The following is a 25,263-nucleotide window of genomic DNA, read 5'->3' on the forward strand; positions in this document are numbered from 1 at the left end:
ATGGCTGGTGGGCAGCCGTCACGACCCAGGGCGTCGCGCGTCGTCGCGGGCATGGTGTCGGCCGCGCTCGCCCTGGCGGCTGCCGCGTGCTCCACCGCGACCTCCCAGCCCCGACCGGGCGAGACCGGTCCTCCGGCGCGGACCTCGGCCGGCACGTGCGCACCTCCGCCGGTCGCGCCCTCGACCTACCCGACGTTCGCGACCCCACCGCCCGCGTCGGTCGCGCTCGGCGCCGAGTGGAGCGCCGTCCTGCACACGACGTGCGGGGACGTGTCACTGGTGCTCGACGGGAAGCGGGCCCCGAGGAGCGTGGCCTCGTTCGTCACACTGGCGCGGTCCGGCTACTGGAGCCCGAGCGTCTGCCATCGGCTCACCTCGGCACCGGCACCGACGGCGTTCCTGCAGTGCGGCGACCCGACGGGGCGCAGCACGGCCGAGCCCGGCTACGGCCTGCCGCTCGAGAACGTCCCGGCCGATCGCACCTACCGGGTCGGTGACGTCGGCGTGGCGCGCGGCGACGGCTTCCCGAGCACGTCGGGTGAGTTCTTCATCGTCCACCACGCCTTCACCGTGGCGTCCGGGTCGCCCGTCTACTCGCTCATCGGGCGGGTCACCTCGGGACTCGCGGTCGTCGAGCACGTCGCAGCCGTCGGCGGCGAGGACTTCAGGGACGACGGGCCGCCCTGGCAGTCGATCAGCATCCTCCGCATCGACGTCCGGCCACGCTGACCCACGCGACGGCGTCGGGCCGCGCCACGTCGGTCCGCCGTCAGCCGGAGTGCGTCGTGACGCCGTAGCGGGCCCGGGACGCGAGCGCCCACCGGGCCGCCGGGACCGACACGAGCGCGATGACGACCATGAAGGCGGCGAGGATGAGCCAGCCCGTCTCGCCGAGGTCGACGCAGAAGTAGGTGACGACCGGAGGCGCGACGACCGCGAGCACGCTGAAGCCGAGCCCGGCGAAGCCTTGGTACTGCCCCTGCCGCTCGTGCGGCGCGAGCCCCATCTGCAGCCCCCACTGGCCGCCCGAGCCGATCATCTCGCCGACGACGTGCACGAGGGACCCGACGACGAGGGCACCGACGGCGAGCCAGCGGCTCCCCCGGTCGGCGAGCGCGACGACGGCGAAGCCGGCCGCGATCCACCAGGCCCCGCGCACGAGCGCCCGCGCACCGGCCTCCACCGAGTCCGCGCGGCGCGACAGACGCACCTGGAAGAGCGCGACGGCAGCGGTGTTGAGGATGAGCAGGATCGCCACCATGACGGTCGGCGCGGCCGTGCGTGCGGAGACGTAGAGCGCGAGCCCGAGCTCCATGACGAAGAAGTGGAGGGAGAAGAGCCCGGTGAGGATGGTGATGACGACGTAGGGCCAGTCGCGCACGACGGCGAGGCGTGGCTCCCCGGCCGCCCGGGCGTGGGGCGCCATGTCGGGCAGCCGCGTCGTGTTCCAGGCCGCGAACCCGGTGAAGACGGCGTTGAGGACGAAGACGCCAACGTAGGCCCAGCGCTCGTCGATGATGAGGGCCGCACCACCGAAGACGGAGCCGAGCCCGAGGGCGGTGTTGGTGACGGCGCGCAGGTAGGCCTTGAAGAGCACCCCGCGGCCGCCGGTCGCGAGCTGGGCGATGACGCCCTGGTTGACGGCGCCCGCGCCCCGTTCGAAGAAGGCGAGCACGCCGAGCAGGAGGGCGAGCGCCCAGGGGGTGGTCGCGAGGACCGGCGGTGCGCTGAAGACCGCGGCGCCGACCATGAACGCGGTGAGCACCCGGCGCGGCCCGAGGGTGTCGCCGAGGTGCCCGGCGGGCACCTGGACGACGATGCCGACGATCGCCGACACGGACATCGCGAGCGCCACCTCGGTGGCGCTGAAGCCGACCTGCCGGGTGAAGTAGAGCGCGCTCGTCGTGAGGACGGCGCCGGCGCCGAACCGGTTGGCGAACGACCCGACGGCGAGGATGCGCAGGTCGTGGTCCACCGGGACGCCCCGCCGGGTCAGGGGTGCTACCACGGGTGGAGTGGTGCTGGACGTCACGCTCGTCTCCCTCGCTCAATCTGTCTCGACGTCAAGATATCTGACGGTAGGCAGGTCGCCGCAACGGAATTACTGAGGTCGCATAGGCTTCTGACGTGTACCTCCCCCACTGGATCGAGATCGACGGCGTCGTCAACATGCGTGACCTCGGAGGCATGGTGACAGCCGACGGTGACACCGTCCGCCCTCGCCGGCTGCTGCGCTCGGACAACCTCCAGGACCTCTCCCCCGCCGCCGTCGAGACGCTCGTGGGCGACTACGGCGTCACCGACATCGTCGACCTGCGCACCCACGTCGAGCTGGCCAAGGAGGGTGACGGCCCCCTCCGCGCGGTCGAGGGCGTGACCCACCACCACCACACGCTCTACCGCGAGGACACCGACGAGTCGGGCATCCCGGCCGCCGAGCGTGCCCTGCCGTGGGAGACCGACGAGCGACGCGAGCTCACGGCCGCGAGGCGCGACCCGGACCAGGACCGTGCGCACGACCGGTTCTGGTCGGAGCACTACCTCTCCTACCTCGCCAGCCGTCCCGACTCCGTCGTCGCAGCCCTGCAGGCCATCGCCTCGAGCGAAGGCGCCGCGGTCGTGCACTGCGCCGCCGGCAAGGACCGCACCGGCACCGTGGTGGGCCTCGCGCTCAAGGTCGTCGACGTGCCCGACGATCTCGTCATCGCCGACTTCGCGGCCTCCGCGGAGCGGGTCGCGGCCATCATGGAGCGCCTGCGCTCGCGGCCGGCCTACGCCCGCAACCTCGCCGACAAGACGGTGGCGCAGCAGTCCCCCACGACCGACACGATGCGCCTGCTCCTCGACGCCCTCGACGAGCGGCACGGGGGCGTGCACGGCTGGCTCCGCACGCAGGGCTGGACGTCGGCCGACACGGACCGGATGCACCACAAGCTCCTCGACGACTGAGCCGTCCGGGACCCGTCACGCGCTGTCGTATGCCCTCACCCGGCGTAGGTGCCGAAGCTCCAGCTCGTGCCCTCCGGGTCCACCACCGAGAAGCCGCGGGACCCGTAGTCCGTCTCCTCGAGCGGACGCTGCACGACGGCGCCGAGGCGCCGGCCCCGCTCCCAGACCAGGTCGGGATCGTCGACGACGACGTAGACCGTCGCCGCCCCCGGTCCCGACACGAAGGTGGGGTCGGTCCGCGCGCGGCTGCTGACCATGACGCGGCCGCCCTCCGGCCAGAGCATCTCGCTGTGCCTGATCTCGCCAAGAGCCTCCCCCGGCACGACGACGCCGTCGACGAAGCCGAGGGCGCGCAGCCACTCGCGCGCGGCGAGCGGGTCCTCGTAGCTGAGACCGACCCAGACGTTGTGGTCCGGGCGCGCCTGTGCCGCAATGGTTCCCGCTCCGACACCCTCTGCCGCCTCGCCGTCCGTCCCGATGGTGGTCCTGCTGCCTGAGCTCATCTCGTTGTCCATGGCCCCACCCTGCGGCCACTGCGACAGGCCTGTCTTGGACGAATGCGCGCGACACTCGCGGGCGCTCAGTGGGCGGCGAGCACGTCCTCTGTCCGCCACCGCGTCGGCGAGGTGCCTGCCAGCGCGCGCCAGTCCCGGTCCATGTGCGCGTGGTCGGTCCACCCGCAGCGCAGCGCGACGTCGGTCAGGGCGTGCCGGCGACCGGCGACGAGCGGCACGGACCGCTCGAACCGACGGAGCACCGCCACGGTCTTGGGGCTGACCCCGAACTCGTGCCGGAACCGCGACTGCAACCGCCGCATCGACCAGCCCACCCGCGCGGCCACGTCGCGGACCGGCACCGATCCCCCGGAGACGCCGATGAGTCGCCACGCCTCCAGGACCTCGGGGTCCGGCGTGCCGAGACGTGGTGCGCGGTCGAGCAGCCCGACCAGCCAGTCGTCCACGAGCCCGAAGCGGTCGGGCCACGCCTCGGCGCCATGGACCCGGTCGCGCAGGGTCTCCGCCTGCGCCCCGACGACGTCCGAGAGGTCGTAGGAGCGCGAGGCCAGCTCCGCGGCCGGCATCCCGAACAGGGCGCGGACCGCCTCCGGTCGCAGGGCCAGCTGGACACCGTGCTGGGCGCCGTCGTGGTGGATGTGGGACGGCGCCGCGCTCAGGCCGGCGACGACCGAGCTGTGGCTCCGGGGCAGCCCACCACCGTCGGCGACCGTCAGCGGCTGCCCCAGGGGCACGACCAGCGTGACGGTGCGGGACGGCATACCGACGTGGATCCCCGCAGGGAAGCCCGACAGGCGGTAGCCGACGGCACGCTCGACGAGTCCGGACAGCCGAGCGGTGGGCACGTGCTCGTGGTGCTCCACCCGCGTCGCTCCGATGCGGGTGGCCCGCTCACCGTCCAGGGAGTCCGCCTCCACGGCACCACGGTACGACCGCGCGTGCCTCCGAGGACGGCTACTTCTTGCTCTTGCCGGAGTCGCCGTCGCTCGAGAGCGCAGCGACGAAGGCCTCCTGCGGCACCTCGACCCGACCGACCATCTTCATGCGCTTCTTGCCCTCCTTCTGCTTCTCGAGGAGCTTGCGCTTGCGGCTGATGTCGCCGCCGTAGCACTTGGCGAGCACGTCCTTGCGGATGGCGCGGATGTTCTCGCGGGCGATGATGCGCGAGCCGATGGCCGCCTGGATCGGCACCTCGAACTGCTGGCGCGGGATGAGGTCCTTGAGCTTGCTCGCCATCATGACGCCGTAGGCGTACGCCTTGTCGCGGTGCACGATGGCCGAGAAGGCGTCGACGGTCTCGCCCTGCAGGAGGATCTCGACCTTGACGAGGTCGGCGACCTGCTCACCGTCGGGCTCGTAGTCGAGCGAGGCGTAGCCGCGGGTGCGCGACTTCAGCTGGTCGAAGAAGTCGAAGACGATCTCGGCGAGGGGCAGGGTGTAGCGCATCTCGACGCGGTCCTCGGAGAGGTAGTCCATGCCGCGCAGGTTGCCGCGCTTCTGCTGGCACAGCTCCATGATCGCGCCGACGAACTCGCTCGGCGCGAGGATCGTGGCACGCACGACGGGCTCGCTGACCTCGCGGATCTTGCCGTCGGGGTACTCGCTCGGGTTGGTGACGTGCACGGCCTTGCCGTCGTCCATCGTCACGTCGTAGACGACGTTGGGCTGGGTCGAGATGAGGTCGAGGCCGAACTCGCGCTCGAGGCGCTCGCGGACGATCTCGAGGTGCAGCAGCCCGAGGAAGCCGACGCGGAAGCCGAAGCCGAGCGCGGCCGACGTCTCGGGCTCGTAGACGAGAGCGGCGTCGTTGAGCTTGAGCTTGTCGAGGGCGTCGCGCAGGTCGGGATAGTCCGAGCCGTCGATGGGATAGAGGCCGGAGAAGACCATCGGCTTGGGGTCGCGGTAGCCGCCGAGGTCCTTCGTCGCCGGCTTGCTCGCGTTGGTCACCGTGTCGCCGACGCGCGACTGGCGCACGTCCTTGACGCCGGTGATGAGGTAGCCGACCTCGCCGACCCCGAGGCCCTTGGAGGGCACCGGCTCGGGGCTGATGACGCCGATCTCGAGCAGCTCGTGCGTCGCCCGGGTCGACATCATGACGATCTTCTCGCGCGGGCTGAGGTTGCCGTCGACGACGCGGACGTAGGTGACGACGCCGCGGTAGGTGTCGTAGACCGAGTCGAAGATCATCGCGCGGGCGGGAGCGGCGGGGTCGCCGACCGGGGCCGGCAGGTCGCGCACGATCGTGTCGAGCAGCGGCTCGACGCCCGCACCGGTCTTGCCCGACACCTTGAGGCAGTCCTCGGGCTCGCAGCCGATGAGCTTGGCCAGCTCCTCGGCGTACTTCTCCGGCTGGGCCGCCGGCAGGTCGATCTTGTTGAGCACCGGGACGATGGTGAGGTCGTTCTCCATCGCGAGGTAGAGGTTGGCGAGCGTCTGCGCCTCGATGCCCTGCGCGGCGTCGACGAGGAGCACTGCGCCCTCGCACGCGGCGAGCGAGCGGGACACCTCGTAGGTGAAGTCGACGTGGCCCGGGGTGTCGATCATGTTGAGGGCGTACGTCGTGCCGTCGAGCTCCCACGGCATGCGCACGGCCTGGCTCTTGATCGTGATGCCGCGCTCGCGCTCGATGTCCATGCGGTCGAGGTACTGCGCGCGCATGGCGCGCGAGTCGACGACGCCGGTCAGCTGCAGCATGCGGTCGGCCAGCGTGGACTTGCCGTGGTCGATGTGCGCGATGATGCAGAAGTTGCGGATCAGGTCCGGCGGCGTTGCGTTGGGTGCCAACGCGGATCGGGCCATGGGCGACACGTGGGACGAACCTCGCAGAGTCAGGGTGACGGGGATGGTGCTGGTCGGCGGGGCCGGGCGTCCGAGGCGATCGGCTCGCTCGAGCGGCCCTGGTGCCGCCACAACCACCACAGTCTCCCATGCTTTGGGGGTCCGCCGCTCACGCCGTCGTGCCTCGCACCCGACGAGGGTCGCCGTCGTGACGCACAATGGCCGCCATGCGCGCCCAACCCATGCAGGTCCTGCCCGTGGCCCCCGGGTCGCACCTGCCGCTGCGCCGCTACGTGCGGCACCCCCGCGAGATCGTGACGCTCGTCGTCGCCATCGTCACCTCGGTGCTGCTGCTCGTGGTGGCCGTCTCGGAGGTGTCGGTCGCGATCGACCAGCGGCGCACGCCCGACGTCTACGCCCTGGCGCTGGTCTTCGCCCCGGTGCTCGTCTGGTTCGCGCGCGGGCAGCTGTGGGCCCAGCAGCGCCTGAGCGGCATCAAGCTGACACCGGAGCAGTTCCCCGAGGCCTACGGGATGCTCGTCGACGCGGCCTCTCGGTCGGGCCTGTCGTACGTCCCCGACGCCTACGTCGTGCTCGGCAACGGCATCATCAACGCCGCCGCGTCGGGCCACGGCTTCCGTCGCTTCGTCTTCGTCAACAGCGACCTGCTCGAGGTCGGCGGCGCGGCGCGCGAGCCGGACGCGCTGCGCTTCGTCATCGCCCACGAGGTCGGGCACATCGCCGCCGGGCACGTCAGCTACTGGCGCATCCTCGGCACGTTCGCCTCGCAGTGGATCCCGTTCATCGGCTCGACCCTCAGCCGCGCACAGGAGTACACCGCCGACAACTACGGCCACGCCCTCGCGCCGCAGGGCGCCCGCTCGGCCATGGCCACGCTCGCCGGCGGCAAGTACCTCGGCCGGTCGGTCGACGTCGACGCCATGGCCGACCGCGCCGTCACCGAGCCGGGCTTCTTCGTCTGGGTCACCAACGCGGCCGCGAGCCACCCCGTGCTGCTGTGGCGCATGCACGCCCTGCGTGACCGGCGCCGTCCGGGTCGCCTGCTCTGGCGCCCCAAGGAGCCCTGGCTCTGGGGCACGCCGGCCGCTCCCGGTGCCTACGCCCTGCCCGCGATGGTCGGCTTCGTCCCGACCCCGCTCGAGGTGGCGGCCCCGTCCGTGGCCGAGCCCCCGGCCTACGCCGCCGTCCAGCAGACCTACGGAGCGTATGCCGCGTCGCCCGTCGACGCGGTGTCGAGCGACGGTGCTCCCCTTCGACGTGAGGGTGAGGGCGGCGACCCGACCGCACCCGAGCACCGCGACCCCACCAGGGAGGACGACCGATGGAGACCCTGATCGACCGAGCCGACGGACGCCAGGACGGCGAGGACTGGACCGAGAACTACGAGGAGCTGCCCGGCGGCGCGGGCATCAGCATCATCCTCGAGTCGACGACCCGGGAGGGCGCCGGGCCGCGCCTGCACCGGCACCCGTACGCCGAGACCTTCATCATCCGGCGCGGTTCGGCCACCTTCACCGTGGGCTCCGGCGCAGAGGCACGCGAGGTCGTGGGCCACGCCGGCCAGGTGCTCGTCGTGCCCGCCGGGACCCCGCACTGCTTCCGCACCGGTCCGGACGGCTACGAGGCCGTGCACATCCACGCCGCCGAGCGCTTCGTCACGGAGTGGCTCGCCTGACGGCCGGACCGGCCCGGCCGGGCCGGCGCCCTGTCAGGCCCGGGCCGACGTGACGGGCGCCGGCCGGCTCTGTGCCTCGGGTGGGTGCGCGGCACGCGAACGGCGCTCGACCACCGCCGACAGGACGGCCACCCCGACGCCGAGCACCGCGAGCCCGGCGCCGACGAGGCTCGGCGCGCCGTAGCCCCAGCCCGCGGCCAGCACGAGCGAGCCGAGCCAGGCACCGAGCGCGTTCGCGGTGTTGAGCGTCGAGTGGTTGAGGGCAGCCGCGAGCGACTGACCCTCGTGCGCGACGTCCATGAGCCGCGTCTGGAGCAGCGGGACGACGATGGAGGGCAGCAGCCCGAGGACGAAGACCATGACGACGGCGAGCCAGAGCGTCTGGGCGGCCCAGCCGAAGACGGCGAGCAGGACGGCGATGAGGCCGAGCGCACCGATGATGCCCTTGAGCACACCGACGCGGTTGGCGACGCGGCCGCTCAGCACCATGCCCGCGACCATGCCGACGCCGTAGGCGGCGAGCACCCACGGGATGTAGCGCTCGTCGAGGCCGGCGAGCTCGGTCATCGTCGGGGTGATGAAGGAGTACATCGCGAACATGCCACCGAAGCCGACGACGCCGATGAGCAGGGCCAGCCAGACCTGCACCCGCCGCAGGGCCTGCATCTCGGCGCGCATGGACTCGTCGCCGCTCGGCGCCTGGTGCGGCAGGAAGAGGCCGATGGCGACGACGGTGACCACCGCGATGAGGCCGACGAGCACGTAGGGCAGGTGCCACGAGAAGCGCTGACCCAGCAGCGTCGCCACCGGGACGCCGACGACGTTCGCGACGCCGAGGCCACCGAGGATGGCGGCCACGGCGGCCGTGCGCCGGTGGTGCGACACGAGGGAGGCCGCGACGACCGACCCGATGCCGAAGAAGGCGCCGTGCGGGAGGCCGGCCAGGAAGCGGGCGGCCATGACGGTGGGGTAGGTGTCGGCGGCGAGGACGGCCAGGTGCGCGATGGCGAAGAAGGCCATGAGCCCCATGAGCAGGCCCTTGCGGGGGACCTTCGCGGCGGCGACCGCGATGAGCGGCGCGCCGACGACGACGCCGAGCGCGTAGGCCGACACGTAGTGACCCGCGGTCGCGATGTCGACACCGGTGCCCTCGGCGATCTGCGGCAGCAGGCCCATCGTCACGAACTCGGTCGTGCCGATGGCGAAGCCGCCGACGGCGATGGCCAGGATGGCGAGGGTCGTGCGACGTCTGGCGGGGCTCAAGAGGTCTCTCCGGGTTCGGTCGTGCGGCGGCGTCCAGCGGTGGTGGCACCGGCGGCATGGCGTGGTGGCATGGTGCGGATCGCCGTCGACCCGGTCTCGGACTCCAACGGTAACGGCGGCGCGGCTACGGTGATTCCCATGTCCAGCACCTTCGAGCGACTCCTCGGCCGGCTGCGCGGCCTCGTGCGCAGCGGCTCCACCGCGACCGACCGGCGACCCGCCCCGCGCACGAGCGCCGGCCGGGGGGCCGCCACCTCCACGACCCCGGCCACCCCCGCCGGCGGGCCGGCCGGCGCCTACCCCGGTGACGCGACGCGCCTGCCGGACACGACGTACGCCCCGCGACGGGACGGCCGCCCCGACCCGGGCGAGATCGTCTGGACGTGGGTGCCCTACGAGGAGGACCACAGCCAGGGCAAGGACCGCCCCGTGCTCGTCGTCGGGCACGAGGGCGACTGGCTCGTGGCGCTGCCCCTGACGAGCAAGGACCACGACCGCGACGAGGAGCAGGAGCGCCGTTCGGGCCGCGAGTGGGTCGACATCGGCTCCGGCGCCTGGGACCGGCAGGGCCGCCCCAGCGAGGTGCGCGTCAACCGCCTCGTCCGGGTGGACCCGGACGGGGTGCGCCGGGAGGGCGCCGTGCTCCCCCGCGACCGGTACGACGAGGTCGTCGCGGCAGCACGCGCCCTGCACGGCTGAGCGTCCCGGGACGCTCCGGGACGCTCCAGGACGCCCCGGGACGCCCCGGGACGCAGATCGGGCCCGTCACCACGAGGTGACGGGCCCGCTCACGCGTGCAGGGTGTGCGTCAGAGCGACGCGACCTTCTTCGCCATGGCCGACTTCTTGTTGGCGGCCTGGTTCTGGTGGATGACACCCTTGCTGACAGCCTTGTCGAGCTTCTTCGAGGCGGTCTTGAGGGCCTCGGCAGCTGCGTCCTTGTCGCCGGAGGCCGTGGCCTCGCGGACCTTGCGGACCCACGTGCGAAGCTCGCTCTTGACGGCCTTGTTGCGCTCGGTGCGCGTCGCGTTGGTCTTGATGCGCTTGAGCTGCGACTTGATGTTTGCCACGTTGATGGTTTCTTTCGTTCGGTCGGATGGTTGCCGTTAGAGGGCGGCAAAGCTGCTCGGGACCGGGAGTGGGGACACCCTGCGTGAACAGCTCTGGGTGGAGCATGCATGCGCGCACGACCTGAGCGCGCACGCAAGGGTCAAAGTTACCAGCGCCCGGCGCGCACGACCAAACCGGCCGTATGCCGTGACGCCCCTCCTCGTGACCGAGGGATCGGCGTCCTCCCGCAGGCAGTGGAGCCGCCGGACAGACACTGCCGGCCAGACGCCGGTCAGCGCCGGTCGACGCGCGTCAGCGGGCGGCGCGGGCCCGGGCGATGGTGAGGATCGCCCGCTCGACGGCATAGACCGGGTCGCGTCCGCCGCCCTTGACCTCGAAGTCGGCGGCGGCGACGGCCTGGACCGCGACGGCGAGACCGTCGGCGCTCCAGTGCCCGACGGCGCGGCGTGCCTTGTCGACCTGCCAGGGTGCCATGCCGAGGCTCTTGGCCAGCTGGGCCGAGCTGCCGCGACCGGCGGCGCCGACCTTGATGAGCTGGCGCAGCTGCGAGGCGATGACGGCCACGATCGGCACCGGGTCGACGCCGGTGGCGATGGCGTGACGCAGGAGGCGCAGGGCCTCCCCCGACTGTCCCGCCACGGTCGCGTCGGCGACCCGGAAGCCCGTGGCCTCGACCTTGCCCCCGTGGTAGGTGTCGACGACGGCGTCGTCGATCGTGCCCTCGGTGTCGGAGACGAGCTGTGAGCACGCGGCGGCCAGCTCGCGCACGTCCTTGCCGACCGCTTCGATGAGGGCCCGGACACCGTCGCTCGTGATCTTGCGTCGGGCGGCCGCGAACTCCTTCATGACGAAGTCGGTCTTGTCGCGATCGGTCTTGACCGCCGGGCACTCGATGACCCGGGCACCGGCCTTCTTCATCGTGTCGAGGATCTTCTTGCCCTTCATGCCGCCGCCGTGGGCGACGACGAGGCCGAGGTCGGGGTCGGGCGCCACGAGGAGCGAGAGCAGGTCGAGCTGCAGCTCGTCGGACGACTCGTGCAGGTCGCGCACGACGATCGTCTTGGCCCCACCGAAGAGCGAGGGGCTCGCGTGCATCTGCAGCGCCCCGGCCTCGTAGGTCGACGGGTCGATCCGGATGACCTCGACGTCGGCCTCCGTGGCCCCGACGAGGACCGCGGCGACGGCGCGCTCGACGAGCACACCCTCCGGGCCGGTCACGAGCACGAAGGGCGGGACGGCCGGGTCGGTCATGGCTCAACTCTGCCATGAGGGCCCGACAGCAGGACCCGACCCCGACGCGTCCGGGTGGTGCGCGCGGGCGGACCCGAGAGCCGGCGGGCGAGCCCGGCCGTGCTCAGTCGAAGAGGGCGCCGGTGGCGATGGTGAGACCGAGCTGCTCGACGCGTGCGCCGATGGTCTCCTCGGGCAGCTCGAAGTGGTCGACGAGCTCGTCGAGCTGCATGCCGGCCTCGGCCGCGTCGCGCAGCTCCTCGTCCTGCTCGTCGGTCCACGCGTGTCCGGAGGTGACGGCGCTGCGGGACGAGGCCGGCGCGGGAGGCGCCACGGCGACCGGCCTCGGGTGCTCCGTGCCGTCGGCGTCGACGCGCGCCCCGGTCAGGGAGCGCAGCGCCGGCTCCTCGACGGCGACGGGCGGGGGCGCCATCGCGTCCAGGCGGGCGAGCGCGGCGAGCACCATCTTCTTGTCGGTCGTCGGGTAGAAGGGCGGCAGCGAGCGCTGGAGGAACCCGGCATACCTCGCCGTCATCATCCGGGAGTCGAGGAAGGCCACGACGCCGCGGTCGTCGGCCCGGCGCACGAGGCGGCCGGCGCCCTGGGCGAGCCGGAGCGCGGCGTGGGTGGCCGAGACGGCCATGAAGCCGTTGCCGCCCATCCGCGCGATGGCCTGCGACCGCGCCGAGGCGAGCGGGTCGTCGGGGCGCGGGAAGGGGATGCGGTCGATGATGACGAGCTGGCACGACGAGCCGGGCACGTCGACGCCCTGCCAGAGGGTGAGGGTGCCGAAGAGGCAGGTGCGCGGGTCGCGGGCGAACTGGCGCACGAGCGTGGTGATCTGGTCCTCGCCCTGGCACAGGACGGGGATGTCGTCGCCGAAGCGGGCGCGCATGATCTCTGCAGCCGTCTGCGCCGCACGCATCGACGAGAAGAGGCCGAGCGTGCGGCCACCGGCGGCACGGACGAGCTGCTCGATCTCGTCGAGGGTGTCGTCGCCCGCTCCGTCGCGGCCGGGCGGCGGCAGGTGGGCCGCGACGTAGGCGATGGCCTGCTTGGGGTAGTCGAAGGGGCTGCCGACGTCGAGGCCCTGCCACTTCGGTGCGCCCTCGCCCCGCAGGCCGATGGTGCCGGCCACGGAGTCGAACGTGCCGCCGAGCTCGAGCGTCGCCGACGTGAGCACGACCGTGCGCTCCTCGAAGACCTTGTCGCGCACGAGCATGGCGACGCTCATCGGCGCGACGCGCAGGACCGGCCCGCGGCGCTGGTCGCGGTTCAGCCACACGACGTCGAGCTCGCGCTCCTCGAGGATGCGCTCGGCGTTCTCGTGCACCTCGTCGACCGCCGCGCGGGCGATCTGGCGAGCGCCGTCGACCTCCTGCCCGGGCGGGGGCTTGAGGTCGCTCTGGACCGTGCGCGCGGTGTCGCGCACCCGCGCGAGGGCCATCCCGACGGACTCCGGGATGCCGAGCATCCGGCCCTCCTCGAGCGGCTCGAGCGCCTGCGCGAGCAGCTCCCCCGCCTCGTCCATCGCGGCGGTGTTCTCCGACATGCGGCCGGCCTTCTTGGCGGCCGTCATGACCATGGTGCCGGTCAGCTCGTCGGTGATCGTCGCGGTGACGCGGTCGACGAGCTCGTGGGCCTCGTCGACGACGAGCACGTCGTGCTCGGGCAGCATCTGGCGCCCCTCGAACGAGTCGATGGCCATGAAGGAGTGGTTCGTGACGATGACGTCGACGTCCTTGGCGGCCTCGCGGGCGCGCTCGACGAAGCACTCCGCGACCAGCGGGCACTTGCCGCCCAGGCACTCGTGGGCCGAGACCGAGACCTGGCGCCAGGCCCGCTCGGAGACGCCGGGCACGAGCTCGTCGCGGTCGCCGGACTCCGTGGCGCCCGCCCACTCGCGGAGCCGGACGACCTCTTGGCCGAGTCGCCCGACAGAGGCGTCGACCTGACCGACCGAGAGCAGCCCGTCCTCGTCGTCGGGGAAGCCGCCCTCGAGCTTGTTGAGGCACACGTAGTTGCGGCGCCCCTTGACGAGGGCGTAGGTGGGACGCCGGCCGAGGACCGGCGCCAGGGCGTCGGCCACGCGCGGCATGTCGCGGTCGACGATCTGCGCCTGGAGGGCCAGGGTCGCCGTCGCCACGACGGCAGGCTTGCCCGCCTCGAAGGCGTGGGCAACCGCAGGCACGAGGTAGGCCAGCGACTTGCCGGTGCCGGTGCCGGCCTGCACGAGCAGGTGCTCGCCGTCGTCGATGGCGTGGGCGACGGCCTTGGCCATCTGGACCTGTCCGGGCCGCTCGGCACCGCCGACCCCCGACACCGCGGCGTGGAGGAGGTCGTCGAGCGCGGGTCGCTGGGGCATTGGATCAGCGTATGCCGCCGGGCCCGGGCTCCGCGCCCGCGGGCCCCGCCCTGTGGATCGCACGCGGACGACGGGTGTCGAGGACCGGGTGAAGGCGTGCTCCGTGGGACCGAACTCACCCGAGGTCGCACGACGTTTGCCGGGCGCAGCCGCGCCGACCGGAGTTTGATCGGGGTATGAGCGCACCCCTGCCCACCGACCTCGAGATCGCGAACGCGGCGACCCTGCGTCCGCTCTCCGACGTCGCCGCCGACCTCGGAGTCGGACCCGACCACCTCGAGCCCTACGGCCGCGACGTCGCCAAGATCGACCTCGCGGTGCTCGACGAGCCCGCACCGGGGCAGACGGCGAAGTACGTCGTCGTCACCGCCGTCACGCCGACCCCGCTCGGCGAGGGCAAGACGACGACCTCGGTCGGGCTGGCCCAGGCGCTGCAGCGCCTCGACAAGCGCGCCGTCGTCGCGCTGCGCCAGCCGTCCATGGGCCCGACCTTCGGCATCAAGGGCGGAGCGGCCGGCGGCGGCTACAGCCAGGTCGTGCCCATGGAGCGGCTCAACCTGCACCTCACCGGTGACTTCCACGCCGTCACGTCCGCGCACAACCTGCTCGCCGCCATGATCGACAACCACCTCCACCACGGCAACGCGCTCGGCATCGACGTCCGCAACATCACGTGGCGCCGGGTGCTCGACGTCAACGACCGGGCCCTGCGCAACATCGTCATCGGTCTCGGCGCGCGTCAGGACGGGCTGGCCCGCGAGACCGGCTTCGACATCACCGCGGCGAGTGAGATCATGGTGCTGCTCACCCTCGCGACCTCTCTCCGGGACCTGCGGGCGCGGCTCGGGCGCATCGTCATCGGCTACACGACCGAGGGCAAGGGCGTGACCGCCGAGGACCTCCACGCGGCGGGCGCCATGACGGCGATCCTCGAGGACGCCATCAAGCCCAACCTCCTCCAGACCCTCGAGGGCGGACCCGCGATCATCCACTGCGGCCCCTTCGGCAACATCGCGACCGGCACCTCGTCCGTCACGGCCGACCTCATCGCCATGCGCGGGAGCGACTACGCGATCACCGAGGCGGGCTTCGGTGCCGACATGGGCGCCGAGCGCTTCTTCGACGTCAAGTGCCGCGTCAGTGGCCTCAAGCCCGACGTCGCCGTCATCGTCGCCACGGTCCGCGCGCTCAAGACCCATTCGGGCCGACATGCCGTCAAGGCCGGGAAGCCGCTGCCCGCGGGCCTGCTCGAGGAGCGCCCCAAGGACGTCGAGGCCGGCCTGCCCAACCTGCGCAAGCACATCGAGATCGTGCGGCGCTTCGGCGTGCAGCCCGTCGTCGCGATCAACGCCTTCCCCGACGACCACGAGTCAGAGCACGCCGTCATCCGTCGGTACTGCAACAGCCTCGGCGTGCGGTCGGCCGTGACCCGTCACGTGGCCGAGGGCGGCGCCGGCGCGCTGGAGCTGGCCCAGGTCGTGGTCGAGGCGGCGCACGAGCCCACGTCCTTCGAGTTCCTCTACCCCCTCGACCTGCCGCTCGAGCAGAAGATCGAGGCCGTCGCCACGCAGATCTACGGCGCCGACGGCATCGACGTCAGTCCTGCGGCGGCGCGGGCGCTCAAGGACTACGAGCGCCTCGGCTACGGAGGCCTGCCCGTCGTCATCGCCAAGACGCACCTGTCGATCTCCTCCGACCCGAGCCTGCGGGGCGCGCCACGCGGGTGGCGGATGCCCGTGCGCGAGGTGCGGGCCGCGGTCGGCGCCGGCTACGTCTACGCGATCTGCGGCGACATGCGGACGATGCCCGGGCTGCCGACCTCGCCCAACGCCGAGCGCATCGACATCACCGACGACGGCCGGGTCACCGGCCTGTCGTGACCCGTCCTGTCGTGACCCGCGAGCGCGTCACGCCTGCAGCAGTGCCACGACGGCCGCCACCGACGCCAGGACGGCGAGGGCGCAGCGCCACCGGTCGACGACCAGCAGGCGACGCGCGACGACGGGGTCGAAGCCGCGACCGAGACGGCCGTGCAGCGGCGCGGCGCCCGCCGCCGTCACCAGCAGGGTGAGCGCGAACGCCCCGCCGGCCACCCAGGCGCTGGCAGGCACCGTCCCGGCCGCGAGGACCCAGACCATCGACACGACGACCGCTCCGTAGGTCAGGACGACGAGCGGCACGATGCGCCGGCTGTGCAGCCCGTGGCGGCGGGACCAGTCCGACCCGTCCCCCAGCAGGGGCGGGTAGACGAGGGCCGTGACCGTCACCTGGAAGCCGGCGTGCAGCGCCGCCGTCACCGCCAGGGCCGCGACGGGCAGCTCGACGCTCACGACAGCGGGGCCCCGTCGACACGGCGCGCCATCGCGACGTCGTCGCGGTAGTCCGTCGCGCTGAGCCGCAGACCGCGCGGCACGCGTCCGACCTCTGTCCACCCTGCGCGGTCGTAGAACTCCCCCAGCCCGAGGCCGTCGCGGTAGTCGAGACGGAGCAGCTCGACCCACGGCAGCTCGCGCCGCGCGATGCCGACCATGCCGGCGAGCAGGATGCGTCCGAGGTTGCGTCCCTGGGCGTCCGGGTCGACCATGAGCCGCTTGAGGCCGGCGACGTGCTCGTGGGGGAAGCCCCGGGAGTGCTCCCAGAGGCCGATGCCGCGCACGGCGCCGTCGGGGTCGCGCAGCACGCACAGCAGGGAGCGCCGGGCGTGGACGTCCTCGACGTGCCGGTCCCACGCAGCCGCCACGTCCCGGCGCGCGGCACCGGGCAGGAAGCCGACCGAGCCGCCGGCGTCGTTGACGCGCACCCAGAGGTCGACGACGGCGTCCCGGAGCTCGGCGACCGTCCCGCGTGGCACGGACGCGACCCCCGGCGCCTCGAAGTACGCCATCGGCGTGCCGTCGGGCTCGTCCCTCATGGGCCGGGTGCCCACCCGCACCAGTCCGGCGGACGCCGCGGTGCGCAGCGAGGCGGCGTTGACCTCGTCGACCATCGCCGTCACCAGGGCGTCGGGCCGGTGCTCGACCGCCCACGCGACGACGGCACGGGAGATCTCCCGACCGAGGCCCGCACCGAGTCGGTCGTGCTCGAGCCGGTAGTAGAGGTTGAGGCTCTCGTGGTCGGAGTCCTTGTGTCGCAAGCCCGCCCACCCGATGACGTCACCCGAGGCACGGTCGACGACGACGGCATACCCCAGCTCGTCGCGCTGCCAGTCGACGAGGTCGGCCGCCAGTCGCTCGCGGCACTGCTCCGGGCTCGGCATGCCTGCCGGCGAGTGCGCGTACGTGCGAGGGTCGTTGTGCACGCGCACGTAGTCGTCGAGGTCCTCGGGACGAGGGCGTCGCAGCGCGAGCCGCTCGGTCGTCAGCCAGACGGAGCCTTCGCCGGCAGGAGCGGTCACGGCACCTGTCGCTCGGGCGCACGCGTCTCGCAGGCGGCGAGCGGGGCGCCGTCGCAGCAGGGCTCGATGTAGAGGCACTTCGGGCAGCGGTTGTGCGCCTGCTCGGCGTACATCTGGGTGCCGCAGTAGGGGCACGGGATCTCGAGGGCCATGCCACTCATCCTCCCCGAGACCGCCGACAGCCCCGGGCCCGACATGCCGAAGGGCCCCACGGTGGGGGCCCTTCGAGCGGTCGAAGTCAGCTGGCGACGACCGCGTAGGCCGCGAGGTCGGGCTCCATGGTCGGCGTGACCCTGGCGCGCAGCCGGGTCCCCTCGGCCACGTGCTCGCTCTCGAGGATCTCGCCCTCCTCGTGCAGGCGCGAGATGAGGTCGCCGCGGTCGTAGGGCACGAGCACCTCGACCTCGATGTCGGGCTTGGGCAGCTCGTGGTCGATGAGCGCACGCAGCTCCGCGAGCCCGGCGCCGGTGCGCGCCGAGACCGTGATGCAGTGCTTCTCGTGCCGCTGGAGGCGGTCGAGCACCTCGGGGTCGGCGATGTCGGCCTTGTTGACGACGATGATCTCCTTGATCTGGTCGCCACCGACCTCGGCCAGCACCTCACGGACGGCCGAGATCTGACCCTCGGGGTCGGGGTGCGAGCCGTCGACGACGTGCAGGAGCAGATCGGAGTCGCCGACCTCCTCGAGCGTCGAGCGGAAAGCCTCGACGAGCTGGTGCGGCAGGCTGCGCACGAAGCCGACGGTGTCGGCCAGCGTGTAGACGCGGCCGTCCTCGGTCTCGGTGCGGCGCACCGTCGGGTCGAGGGTCGCGAAGAGCTGGTTCTCGACGAGCACACCGGCGCCGGTCAGGCGGTTGAGCAGCGAGCTCTTGCCGGCGTTGGTGTAGCCGGCGATGGCGACCGACGGGACGCCGCCCGCACGGCGGGAGTGACGACGGGTGTCGCGGCTCGTCTTCATGCCCTTGATGTCGCGGCGCAGCTTGGCGATCTTGGTGTTGATGCGGCGTCGGTCGAGCTCGATCTTCGTCTCACCGGGTCCACGCGAGCCGATGCCCTCACCACCGGCGACACGGCCACCGGCCTGACGGGACATCGACTCACCCCAGCCACGCAGGCGCGGCAGGAGGTACTGGAGCTGGGCCAGCTCGACCTGGGCGCGACCCTCGCGGCTCTTGGCGTGCTGGGCGAAGATGTCGAGGATCAGCGCGGTGCGGTCGATGACCTTGACCTTGACGACGTCCTCGAGCGCACGCCGCTGGCTGGGGGCGAGCTCGCCGTCGCAGATGACGGTGTCGGCGCCCTCCTCCACGACGATGTCGCGCAGCTCGAGGGCCTTGCCCTTGCCGAGCCACGTGGCGGGGTCGGGCTTCTGGCGACGCTGGACGACGCCCTCGAGCACGGTCGACCCGGCAGTCTCGGCGAGGGCCGCGAGCTCACGGATGGAGTTCTCGGCGTCCTCGGCGGTGCCTTCGGTCCAGACGCCTGCCAGCACGACGCGCTCGAGGCGTAGCTGGCGGTACTCGACCTCGGTGATGTCCTCGAGCTCGGTCGACAGGCCCTGGACGCGTCGGAGTGCGGCACGCTCCTCACGGTCGAACTGGTCGCCGTCGTAGAGGGGGTATGCCGTGTCGGCGCTTTCGTGGGTGTCCTCGGCCAGCGCGTCGGCGCGGGTGGCGAAGAGGTCGCGCTCACGCTCGGCAGTGCGGGCGGAGTCATCGGTGGTGTGGGTGTGGTTGCTCGTCATGTTCTCCCTATGGTTCCACTGGTGCAACGCCGCGATCCACTCGTTTGTGCCCACCGGAGGCATACCCACGCTGGACGTGCTCGTCGCCGCACTGGGCGACGTGTGCCCCGCGCGCTCGTCGGCGGAGCCGCGGCCGCGTCGATAGCGTGGCCCCTGATGAGCGAGCCGACCGACCACTACTTCACCGCCGAGCCGGCCACGCCGGAGGAGCGCCGCACCATCGAGGTGACGCTCGAGGGGCGGCCTTTCACGCTGACCACGGCCAAGGGGGTCTACTCCCCCGACCGGCTCGACCCGGGCACAGCAGTGCTGCTCTCCGGCGCCCCCGACCCGAGTCCCGCCGGCGACCTGCTCGACATCGGCTGTGGCTGGGGCCCCATCTCGATCACCCTCGCGCTCCGCTCCCCCGGCGCGCACGTGTGGGGCGTGGACGTCAACCGACGCTCGCTCGACCTCGCGCGCACCAACGCCGCCACGGCAGGCGTCGACAACGCGACCTTCTGCGAGCCCGACGAGGTCCCGGACGGGCTTCGCTTCGCGACGATCTGGTCCAACCCACCGATCCACGTCGGCAAGGCCGCCCTGCACGCCCTCCTCGAGCGCTGGCTCCCCCGCCTCACCGACGACGGCGTTGCCCACCTCGTCGTGCAGAAGCACCTCGGCTCGGACTCGCTTCAGAGGTGGATCAACGAGCAGGACTGGGGCCTGCGGTGCACGCGCCGGTCCTCGGCCAAGGCGTTCCGCATCCTCGAGGTGCGGCGTGCCTGACGTCGACGGCGCGGTCGACGACGCCCGCGCCCTCGTCGCGCAGTGGTTCCCCGAGGCCCGGGCCGCGTGGCTGGGCGGCAGCGTCGTGCTCGGGTCGGCCACGCCAGGATCGGACCTCGACGTGACCGTGCTGCTGCCGGGACCGCCGGCGCCGTACCGCGACGCACGCCGCTTCCGCGGCTGGCCGGTCGAGCTCTTCGTGCACACCGACACCTCGCTCGGCCACTACGTGCGGCGCGACGTCGCCGGCGGGCGGCCCACCATGGTGCGGCTCCTCGGACGCTCGGCCGTCCTCCTCGACACGGACGGCTCCGGCGAGCAGTGGCAGCAGACCGCCCAGCAGCTGCTCGCCGCCGGACCACCCCCGCTCACCGGCGACGACCTCGCCACCCTGAGGTATGCCGTCACCGACCTGCTCGACGACGTGACCCACGCGCACGACGCCCACGAGCGACTCGTGTGCGCGACGCTGCTCGCCGACGAGGCCGCCCACCTGCTCCTGCACGGGTCGGGCCACTGGTGGGGCCGGGGCAAGTGGGTGGCGCGCGAGCTGGCCGACCTCGACGAGCGCGAGGCCAGCACCTGGCGGAGCCGGCACGAGCAGGCGCTCGTCACCGCGGCGGCCGGCGACGTGTCGCTCCTGATGGCCTTCGCCGACGACGTCCTGGTCCGCCACGGCGGGCCGCTCTTCGAGGGCTTCCGGCTCGCTGGCACCGACCCGTCGGAGACCCCACAGTCGAGGTGATCGCGGCACGTGCGTGACTGCCGGGATCACCTCGAACCGGGGGGTGAGTGGCCGCCGGTCGAGGTGATCGTGGCACTCACGTGGCTGCCGGCATCACCTCGAACGAGGGCCGACCGGGGTCAGAGTGGGAAGTCCCCGTCGGCGACGAGGACAGCCGGTCCGGCGAGCTCGACGCGCTGACCGGGCAGGGGCGTGACGGTCAGGCGTCCGCCCGGCACGTCGACGGTCCACGGGCTGAGGTCCTCGACCCCGGACCAGAAGCGCGTCGCCAGGGCTGCGGCGGCGGCTCCGGTGCCGCACGACCGCGTCTCGCCGACGCCGCGCTCGTGGACGCGCATGGCGATGTGCCCCGGGCCGACCGCGCGGACGAACTCGACGTTGGAGCCGCCGGCGGGCTCGGGGTGCAGCTGGGGCGCCTCGCCGAGGTCGAGGTTCTCCAGGGTGATGCCCTCGGGGAGCATGACGACGGCGTGCGGGTTGCCGATGTCGAGCGTCAGCGCCGGCACCGGCTTGCCGTGGCGCGGCTTGACCATGACGTCGAAGCCGTCACGTCGGTCACCCTCCTCGTCGCCGAGGCGCCACGGACCGAGGTCGACGGCATACCCCTCGTCGACGACCCGGACGGTCTTGACACCGGCACGGGTCGCGATGGCGAACGACGAGCCGAAGGCGAGTCCCTCGCGGCGGAGGTACTCGGCGAAGACGCGCGTGCCGTTGCCGCACATCTCGGCGAGGGAGCCGTCGGCGTTGCGGTAGTCCATGAACCACTGCGCCTCGTGCGACTGGGCGCGCACCGACTCGTCGGTCGCGAGCGCGGTGCGCACGACCCGGATGACGCCGTCGGCGCCGAGACCGGCGTGCCGGTCGGCGATGCGCTGCACCTGGGCGGGGGTCAGCTCGAGCGTTCCCTCGAGGTCGGGGACGAGCACGAAGTCGTTCTCGGTGCCGTGGCCCTTGGTGAAGCGCGTCATGCCGGCCATTCTCCGGTATGCCGACCCGCCGTGCTCGCGGGGTCCACCCGGTCGGTCCGGGGTGGGGTCGCAGCCGGATCGTGGGCGACGCGTGCGGCGTGCACGCGCGCGTGCTCGATCGCGCCGGGCGTCGTCGCGAAGAGGTGCTTCTCGTGCGCCAAGCCATCGTAGACCCCGAGCTCGCGGAGGATGCGCTCGTGCTGGGGGCGCACCCCCGAGAGCAGCACCGAGACGCCGCGTGCCTCGAGCCGCGAGATCGTGTCGGCGAGGACGGTGGCACCCGTCGCGTCGATGACGGTCACCCGCGACATGCGCAGGACGACGACACGCACGTCGCTCACCTCGGTGAGCTCGAGGAGGAAGTCGTGCGCGGCGCCGAAGAAGATCGGCCCGTCGATGCGGTAGGCGACGATGTGCTCGTCGAGCAGCGCGCGCTCCTCGTCGCCGTGGTCGCTCTCGTCGAGGGGCACCTCCTCGAGCCGGGCGGAGGCTGCGGCCTGCCTCAGCACGAAGAAGCCGGCCATGACGAGCCCGATGAGCACCGCCATGACGAGGTCGAGCAGGACCGTCGCCGCAGCCGTGCCGACGAGGACGACGGCATCCCCCCGCGAGGAGCGCAGCAGGGCGCCGAGGCTCGAGACCCGGACCATCTGCACCGCGGTCGCGACGAGGACTCCGGCCAGGGCGGCAGTGGGGATCATCGCCACCCACCGGGAGGCCACGAGCACGATGACGAGGAGGACGGCCGCGTGCGTGAGGGCCGCGAGCCTCGACGCCGCCCCCGATCGCACGTTGACCGCCGTGCGGGCGATGGCCGCGGTGGCCGGTATGCCGCCGAAGAGCGGCGCCGCGAGGTTGGCGAGACCCTGCCCGACGAGCTCGCGGTCGGAGTCGTGCCGCTGCCCCACGCTCATCGCGTCCGACACGGTGGCGGACAGCAGGCTCTCGAGCGCCGCGAGGGCCGCGACCGCGACGGCGGGAAGCACGAGCGAGCTGAGGTCGGACACCGCCATCGACGGCAACGAGGGGGCCGGGAGGCCGGCGGGCACCGCGCCGATGGTGGCGATCCCGAGAGCGAGCACCGAGTTGGCGACGGTCGCGAGCACGACGACGACGAGCGCCCACGGCAGGCCCGGGCGCAGGCGCGCCAGCCCGAGCACCCCGACCACGACGGCGGCGGCGACGGCGAGCGAGGGCCAGGCCGGGAGGGACGACCAGTCGCCGACTGCACCCAGCGCCTGACCGAGCACCTTCTCCCCTTCAGCGTGCACGCCCAGGGCGGCCGGCACCTGCTGGAGCAGGATGATCGCCGCGATCCCGAGGGTGAAGCCCTCGACGACCGGCACGGGCACGTAGCGGATGTAGCGGCCGGCACCCGCGAAGCCGAGCGCGATGAGCACGACACCGGCCATGAGCCCGACGACGAGGACGCCGTGCGGACCGTACGTCGCGATGATGGGGACGAGGACGACGGTCATCGCGCCGGTCGGCCCACTCACCTGCACCCGGCTGCCCCCGAAGACCGCCGCGACGGCGCCCGCGACCACAGCCGTCACGAGCCCTGCCGTGGCTCCCATCCCGGAGCTGACCCCGAAGCCCAGGGCGAGCGGCAGCGCGACGAGGCCGACCATGAGGCCGGCAGGCAGGTCTCGCCCGATCCGCGTCGAGGCCCAGTCGGACCTGCGTGGAGCCAGGGACTTCATCCGTCGCCCCTGCCGGGCGGTCCAGGCCCGGACCCCGTGGACGTCGAGCTCGAGGGTCATGAGCCGGCCGTCGGGCTCAGCTCGGACTCGAGCTCTCCCTGGGCGGCGATGACGCCGGAGAGGATGCGCCGTGCGGCGAGCAGCAGGTCACGCACCTCCGGGACGCTGACCGAGTAGACCACCTCACCGCCGACCCTCGTCGACGTGACGAGCGACGTGCGCCGCAGGACGGCGAGCTGCTGCGACAGGCTGCTCGGCTCGATGTCGATGTGGTCGAGCAGCTCGTGCACGGCGTGGTCGCGCTCCGAGAGCAGCTCGAGGATCCGGATCCGGGCCGGATGGCCGAGCGTCTTGAAGAACTCTGCCTTCGCCTGGTAGAGCGGCACACTCATGGAACGACCCTTCGATGCGGAGCTTTTTAGTTGCACACTTTATCAAGTGATGAAGTGTGCGTCAGCCACGGTGGCTCCGGGAGACGGCAGGACCCGGTCCGGGCGCGCCGGCCGGTCAGGACGCGCGGAGCACGCTGAGGGCTTCGTCCAGCACCCTGGCCCCGTCACCGTCGGTCGCATCGAGCCAGACGATGCGGGGGTCGGGCCGGAACCACGACTCCTGCCTCCGGGCATAGCGCCGTGTGGCCTGGGCCGTCTCGGTCCGCGCCGTTGCCTCGTCCATCTCGCCGTCGATCACCGCGATCGCCTGGCTGTAGCCGATGGCCCGGCTCGCGGTGACACCGTCGCGCAGGCCGCGCGCGAGCAGCGTCTCGGCCTCGGCGCGAAGCCCCTGCTCCCACATGCGTTCGACGCGCAGGTCGATACGGTCGACGAGCCGGTCGCGATCGACTCGCAGAGCGAGCATCACTGCAGGAGAGACGAATTCGCGGGTCGGCATGGTCGCGCTGAACGGCCTGCCGGTGAGCTCGATGACCTCGAGCGCGCGGATGACCCGGCGCAGGTTGCCGGGCAGGATCGTGGCCGCCGACCTGGGGTCCAGCTCGCGCAGTCGGGCGTGGAGCGCGTCGCCGCCCATCGCCTCGGACTCCGCCTCGAGCCGGCTGCGGACCGCGGAGTCGGTCGGCGGGATGTCGAGCCGGTCGAGCGCCGCCCGGACGTAGAGACCTGAGCCGCCGACGAGCAACGGGCGGTGGCCGCGCTCCCGGATGGCACCGATGTCGGCACGGGCGGCGGCCTGGTAGCCGGCGACGCTCGCCTCCTCGGTCACCTCGAGGACGTCGAGCTGGTGGTGCGGGATGCCTCGTCGCTCGGCCGGGGCCAGCTTGGCGGTGCCGATGTCCATGCCGCGGTAGAACTGCATGGCGTCGGCGTTGACGACCTCGCCGCCGAGGCGTTCGGCGAGGTCGAGGGCCAGGTCGGACTTGCCCGTGGCGGTCGGACCCACCACGGCGACGACGGGGAGGGTCGGATCGGCGCTCACGCGCTCAGCCGATGAGCTGGTCGCTGTGGTCGCCGGTGTGCTCGTCGAGCTCGTCCTCGTCGTGGCCGAACGGGTCGCGGTCGACGCCGGGGTGCCACGAGTTGCCGGGCTTGCCCCAGCCGTTGCGCTTGACGGCCTTGCGCGCCTTTTTGGCCTGACGGTCATCGAGGCGGTCGACGTAGAGCGTGCCGTTGAGGTGGTCGTACTCGTGCTGCATGCAGCGGGCGAACCAGCCCGTCGCGTCGAACTCGACGCGGTTGCCGTCGACGTCGAAGCCGATGACGTGCGCGCGGTCGGCACGCTTGAGCGGGAAGGCCTCACCCGGCACCGACAGGCAGCCCTCGGTCTCCTCGTCGGGGTTGGGGCGCTCCTGCGGGATCTTCGAGATGGTCAGGGTCGGGTTGATGACGTGGCCCTGCTCGGGCACGCCGTCCTCGTTGGCCATCTTCCAGATGAAGACGCGCAGGCCGACACCGATCTGCGGCGCCGCGAGTCCCACTCCGTTGGCCGCGACGTTGGTCTCGTACATGTCCTCGACCAGGGTGCGCAGCTCGTCGTCGAAGCTCGTGACGAGGGCTGCGGCCCGGTGCAGGACGGGCTCGCCGGTGATGACGATGGGGCGCACACTCATGCGCCAA

The 25,263-nt window shown here is 72.5% G+C and carries 25 protein-coding genes; 8 read left to right on the forward strand and 17 right to left on the reverse strand.

The window, feature by feature from the left end; genetic code table 11:
- A complete protein-coding gene (locus tag U5C87_RS18175) occupies nucleotides 1-729 on the forward strand; it encodes a peptidylprolyl isomerase (protein ID WP_330473891.1) in 729 nt (242 codons plus the stop codon).
- Nucleotides 730-769: 40 nt separating this feature from the next.
- Here U5C87_RS18175 and U5C87_RS18180 read toward each other — a convergent pair whose 3' ends face one another.
- On the reverse strand, nucleotides 770-2,032 hold the full coding sequence (locus tag U5C87_RS18180; protein ID WP_330473892.1) for an MFS transporter: 1,263 nt from the start codon (nucleotides 2,030-2,032) through the stop codon (nucleotides 770-772).
- 95 nt (nucleotides 2,033-2,127) lie between these two features.
- On the opposite strand from U5C87_RS18180, the gene U5C87_RS18185 reads away from it, so the two are divergent.
- The gene (locus U5C87_RS18185; RefSeq protein WP_330473893.1) at nucleotides 2,128-2,949 is read left to right on the forward strand and encodes a tyrosine-protein phosphatase; all 822 of its coding nucleotides are present in this window, start codon (nucleotides 2,128-2,130) and stop codon (nucleotides 2,947-2,949) included.
- Nucleotides 2,950-2,984: 35 nt separating this feature from the next.
- Here the strand turns inward: U5C87_RS18185 and U5C87_RS18190 are convergent, their stop codons facing one another.
- The 3 genes from U5C87_RS18190 to lepA form a co-directional block, all read right to left on the reverse strand.
- Nucleotides 2,985-3,464 carry a glyoxalase gene (locus tag U5C87_RS18190; protein WP_330473894.1) on the reverse strand — a complete coding sequence of 160 codons (480 nt, stop codon included), beginning with the start codon at nucleotides 3,462-3,464 and terminating at the stop codon, nucleotides 2,985-2,987.
- 65 nt (nucleotides 3,465-3,529) lie between these two features.
- On the reverse strand, nucleotides 3,530-4,381 hold the full coding sequence (locus tag U5C87_RS18195; protein ID WP_330473895.1) for a helix-turn-helix domain-containing protein: 852 nt from the start codon (nucleotides 4,379-4,381) through the stop codon (nucleotides 3,530-3,532).
- Nucleotides 4,382-4,418: 37 nt separating this feature from the next.
- A complete protein-coding gene (gene lepA / locus U5C87_RS18200; protein ID WP_330473896.1) occupies nucleotides 4,419-6,263 on the reverse strand; it encodes a translation elongation factor 4 in 1,845 nt (614 codons plus the stop codon).
- A 206-nt stretch (nucleotides 6,264-6,469) separates the two neighbouring features.
- Between lepA and U5C87_RS18205 the strand changes: the two genes are divergently transcribed.
- The gene (locus tag U5C87_RS18205; protein WP_330473897.1) at nucleotides 6,470-7,597 is read left to right on the forward strand and encodes a M48 family metallopeptidase; all 1,128 of its coding nucleotides are present in this window, start codon (nucleotides 6,470-6,472) and stop codon (nucleotides 7,595-7,597) included.
- Entirely contained in the window at nucleotides 7,585-7,938 is a 354-nt protein-coding gene (locus U5C87_RS18210) for a cupin domain-containing protein (protein WP_330473898.1), read from the forward strand. The genes U5C87_RS18205 and U5C87_RS18210 overlap by 13 nt, the downstream gene beginning before the upstream one ends.
- A 33-nt stretch (nucleotides 7,939-7,971) precedes the next feature.
- Here U5C87_RS18210 and U5C87_RS18215 read toward each other — a convergent pair whose 3' ends face one another.
- Entirely contained in the window at nucleotides 7,972-9,201 is a 1,230-nt protein-coding gene (locus U5C87_RS18215) for an MFS transporter (protein ID WP_330473899.1), read from the reverse strand.
- 138 nt (nucleotides 9,202-9,339) lie between these two features.
- On the opposite strand from U5C87_RS18215, the gene U5C87_RS18220 reads away from it, so the two are divergent.
- Nucleotides 9,340-9,900 carry a type II toxin-antitoxin system PemK/MazF family toxin gene (locus U5C87_RS18220; RefSeq protein ID WP_330473900.1) on the forward strand — a complete coding sequence of 187 codons (561 nt, stop codon included), beginning with the start codon at nucleotides 9,340-9,342 and terminating at the stop codon, nucleotides 9,898-9,900.
- Between the two features lie 109 nt (nucleotides 9,901-10,009).
- On the opposite strand, the gene rpsT is transcribed toward U5C87_RS18220, so the two are convergent.
- The 3 genes from rpsT to U5C87_RS18235 all read right to left on the reverse strand — a co-directional run bounded on the left by rpsT (nucleotide 10,010) and on the right by U5C87_RS18235 (nucleotide 13,866).
- A complete protein-coding gene (gene rpsT, locus U5C87_RS18225; protein WP_030146502.1) occupies nucleotides 10,010-10,270 on the reverse strand; it encodes a 30S ribosomal protein S20 in 261 nt (86 codons plus the stop codon).
- A 292-nt stretch (nucleotides 10,271-10,562) separates the two neighbouring features.
- Nucleotides 10,563-11,522 carry a DNA polymerase III subunit delta gene (gene holA / locus U5C87_RS18230; protein ID WP_330473901.1) on the reverse strand — a complete coding sequence of 320 codons (960 nt, stop codon included), beginning with the start codon at nucleotides 11,520-11,522 and terminating at the stop codon, nucleotides 10,563-10,565.
- Nucleotides 11,523-11,625: 103 nt separating this feature from the next.
- Nucleotides 11,626-13,866 (reverse strand): ATP-dependent DNA helicase, encoded by a 2,241-nt coding sequence (locus U5C87_RS18235; protein WP_330473902.1) that lies wholly within the window; start codon nucleotides 13,864-13,866, stop codon nucleotides 11,626-11,628.
- A gap of 176 nt (nucleotides 13,867-14,042) precedes the next feature.
- On the opposite strand from U5C87_RS18235, the gene U5C87_RS18240 reads away from it, so the two are divergent.
- Nucleotides 14,043-15,746, forward strand: coding sequence for a formate--tetrahydrofolate ligase (locus tag U5C87_RS18240; protein WP_330473903.1), 1,704 nt, complete (start codon nucleotides 14,043-14,045; stop codon nucleotides 15,744-15,746).
- 27 nt (nucleotides 15,747-15,773) lie between these two features.
- Here the strand turns inward: U5C87_RS18240 and U5C87_RS18245 are convergent, their stop codons facing one another.
- From U5C87_RS18245 to hflX, 4 genes are all read right to left on the reverse strand, one after another.
- Nucleotides 15,774-16,196: a hypothetical protein gene (locus tag U5C87_RS18245; protein WP_330473904.1), complete on the reverse strand. Its 423-nt coding sequence runs from the start codon at nucleotides 16,194-16,196 to the stop codon at nucleotides 15,774-15,776.
- Nucleotides 16,193-17,260, reverse strand: a complete 1,068-nt coding sequence (locus U5C87_RS18250) for a GNAT family N-acetyltransferase (RefSeq protein ID WP_330473905.1) — start codon at nucleotides 17,258-17,260, stop codon at nucleotides 16,193-16,195. Before U5C87_RS18250 ends, U5C87_RS18245 begins: the two co-directional genes overlap by 4 nt.
- On the reverse strand, nucleotides 17,257-17,412 hold the full coding sequence (locus U5C87_RS18255; protein WP_156035057.1) for a hypothetical protein: 156 nt from the start codon (nucleotides 17,410-17,412) through the stop codon (nucleotides 17,257-17,259). The genes U5C87_RS18250 and U5C87_RS18255 overlap by 4 nt, the downstream gene beginning before the upstream one ends.
- Before the next feature lie 86 nt (nucleotides 17,413-17,498).
- A complete protein-coding gene (gene hflX / locus U5C87_RS18260) occupies nucleotides 17,499-19,004 on the reverse strand; it encodes a GTPase HflX (protein ID WP_330473906.1) in 1,506 nt (501 codons plus the stop codon).
- Nucleotides 19,005-19,160: 156 nt separating this feature from the next.
- Here hflX and U5C87_RS18265 point away from each other — a divergent pair, with 156 nt between their 5' ends.
- Complete coding sequence (locus U5C87_RS18265) at nucleotides 19,161-19,772, forward strand: class I SAM-dependent methyltransferase (RefSeq protein WP_330473907.1); 612 nt, start codon at nucleotides 19,161-19,163, stop codon at nucleotides 19,770-19,772.
- A complete protein-coding gene (locus U5C87_RS18270; RefSeq protein ID WP_330473908.1) occupies nucleotides 19,765-20,517 on the forward strand; it encodes a nucleotidyltransferase domain-containing protein in 753 nt (250 codons plus the stop codon). Before U5C87_RS18265 ends, U5C87_RS18270 begins: the two co-directional genes overlap by 8 nt.
- Nucleotides 20,518-20,636: 119 nt before the next feature.
- On the opposite strand, the gene dapF is transcribed toward U5C87_RS18270, so the two are convergent.
- The 5 genes from dapF to def all read right to left on the reverse strand — a co-directional run bounded on the left by dapF (nucleotide 20,637) and on the right by def (nucleotide 25,256).
- Nucleotides 20,637-21,488 (reverse strand): diaminopimelate epimerase, encoded by an 852-nt coding sequence (gene dapF, locus U5C87_RS18275; RefSeq protein ID WP_330473909.1) that lies wholly within the window; start codon nucleotides 21,486-21,488, stop codon nucleotides 20,637-20,639.
- Entirely contained in the window at nucleotides 21,485-23,251 is a 1,767-nt protein-coding gene (locus tag U5C87_RS18280) for a SulP family inorganic anion transporter (protein WP_330473910.1), read from the reverse strand. The genes dapF and U5C87_RS18280 overlap by 4 nt, the downstream gene beginning before the upstream one ends.
- Nucleotides 23,248-23,583, reverse strand: coding sequence for an ArsR/SmtB family transcription factor (locus tag U5C87_RS18285; RefSeq protein WP_330473911.1), 336 nt, complete (start codon nucleotides 23,581-23,583; stop codon nucleotides 23,248-23,250). Before U5C87_RS18285 ends, U5C87_RS18280 begins: the two co-directional genes overlap by 4 nt.
- A 115-nt stretch (nucleotides 23,584-23,698) precedes the next feature.
- Nucleotides 23,699-24,625 (reverse strand): tRNA (adenosine(37)-N6)-dimethylallyltransferase MiaA, encoded by a 927-nt coding sequence (gene miaA, locus U5C87_RS18290; RefSeq protein WP_330473912.1) that lies wholly within the window; start codon nucleotides 24,623-24,625, stop codon nucleotides 23,699-23,701.
- Between the two features lie 4 nt (nucleotides 24,626-24,629).
- Complete coding sequence (def, locus tag U5C87_RS18295) at nucleotides 24,630-25,256, reverse strand: peptide deformylase (protein WP_330473913.1); 627 nt, start codon at nucleotides 25,254-25,256, stop codon at nucleotides 24,630-24,632.
- Nucleotides 25,257-25,263 lie beyond the last annotated feature (7 nt).

It is taken from the genome of Terrabacter sp. C0L_2, assembly GCF_036352015.1.
GTDB classification, from domain to species: domain Bacteria; phylum Actinomycetota; class Actinomycetes; order Actinomycetales; family Dermatophilaceae; genus Terrabacter; species Terrabacter tumescens.

Bases quoted from the DNA above. Each gene is read 5' to 3' on its own strand.
- def (WP_330473913.1), bottom strand. From the start codon at position 25,256: ATGAGTGTGCGCCCCATCGTCATCACCGGCGAGCCCGTCCTGCACCGG.
- U5C87_RS18255 (WP_156035057.1), bottom strand. From the start codon at position 17,412: ATGGCCCTCGAGATCCCGTGCCCCTACTGCGGCACCCAGATGTACGCC.
- U5C87_RS18240 (WP_330473903.1), top strand. From the start codon at position 14,043: ATGAGCGCACCCCTGCCCACCGACCTCGAGATCGCGAACGCGGCGACC.
- U5C87_RS18285 (WP_330473911.1), bottom strand. From the start codon at position 23,583: ATGAGTGTGCCGCTCTACCAGGCGAAGGCAGAGTTCTTCAAGACGCTC.
- U5C87_RS18265 (WP_330473907.1), top strand. From the start codon at position 19,161: ATGAGCGAGCCGACCGACCACTACTTCACCGCCGAGCCGGCCACGCCG.
- dapF (WP_330473909.1), bottom strand. From the start codon at position 21,488: ATGACGCGCTTCACCAAGGGCCACGGCACCGAGAACGACTTCGTGCTC.
- U5C87_RS18220 (WP_330473900.1), top strand. From the start codon at position 9,340: ATGTCCAGCACCTTCGAGCGACTCCTCGGCCGGCTGCGCGGCCTCGTG.
- U5C87_RS18235 (WP_330473902.1), bottom strand. From the start codon at position 13,866: ATGCCCCAGCGACCCGCGCTCGACGACCTCCTCCACGCCGCGGTGTCG.
- hflX (WP_330473906.1), bottom strand. From the start codon at position 19,004: ATGACGAGCAACCACACCCACACCACCGATGACTCCGCCCGCACTGCC.
- U5C87_RS18210 (WP_330473898.1), top strand. From the start codon at position 7,585: ATGGAGACCCTGATCGACCGAGCCGACGGACGCCAGGACGGCGAGGAC.
- U5C87_RS18280 (WP_330473910.1), bottom strand. From the start codon at position 23,251: ATGACCCTCGAGCTCGACGTCCACGGGGTCCGGGCCTGGACCGCCCGG.
- holA (WP_330473901.1), bottom strand. From the start codon at position 11,522: ATGACCGACCCGGCCGTCCCGCCCTTCGTGCTCGTGACCGGCCCGGAG.
- U5C87_RS18205 (WP_330473897.1), top strand. From the start codon at position 6,470: ATGCGCGCCCAACCCATGCAGGTCCTGCCCGTGGCCCCCGGGTCGCAC.
- U5C87_RS18190 (WP_330473894.1), bottom strand. From the start codon at position 3,464: ATGGACAACGAGATGAGCTCAGGCAGCAGGACCACCATCGGGACGGAC.
- U5C87_RS18175 (WP_330473891.1), top strand. From the start codon at position 1: ATGGCTGGTGGGCAGCCGTCACGACCCAGGGCGTCGCGCGTCGTCGCG.
- lepA (WP_330473896.1), bottom strand. From the start codon at position 6,263: ATGGCCCGATCCGCGTTGGCACCCAACGCAACGCCGCCGGACCTGATC.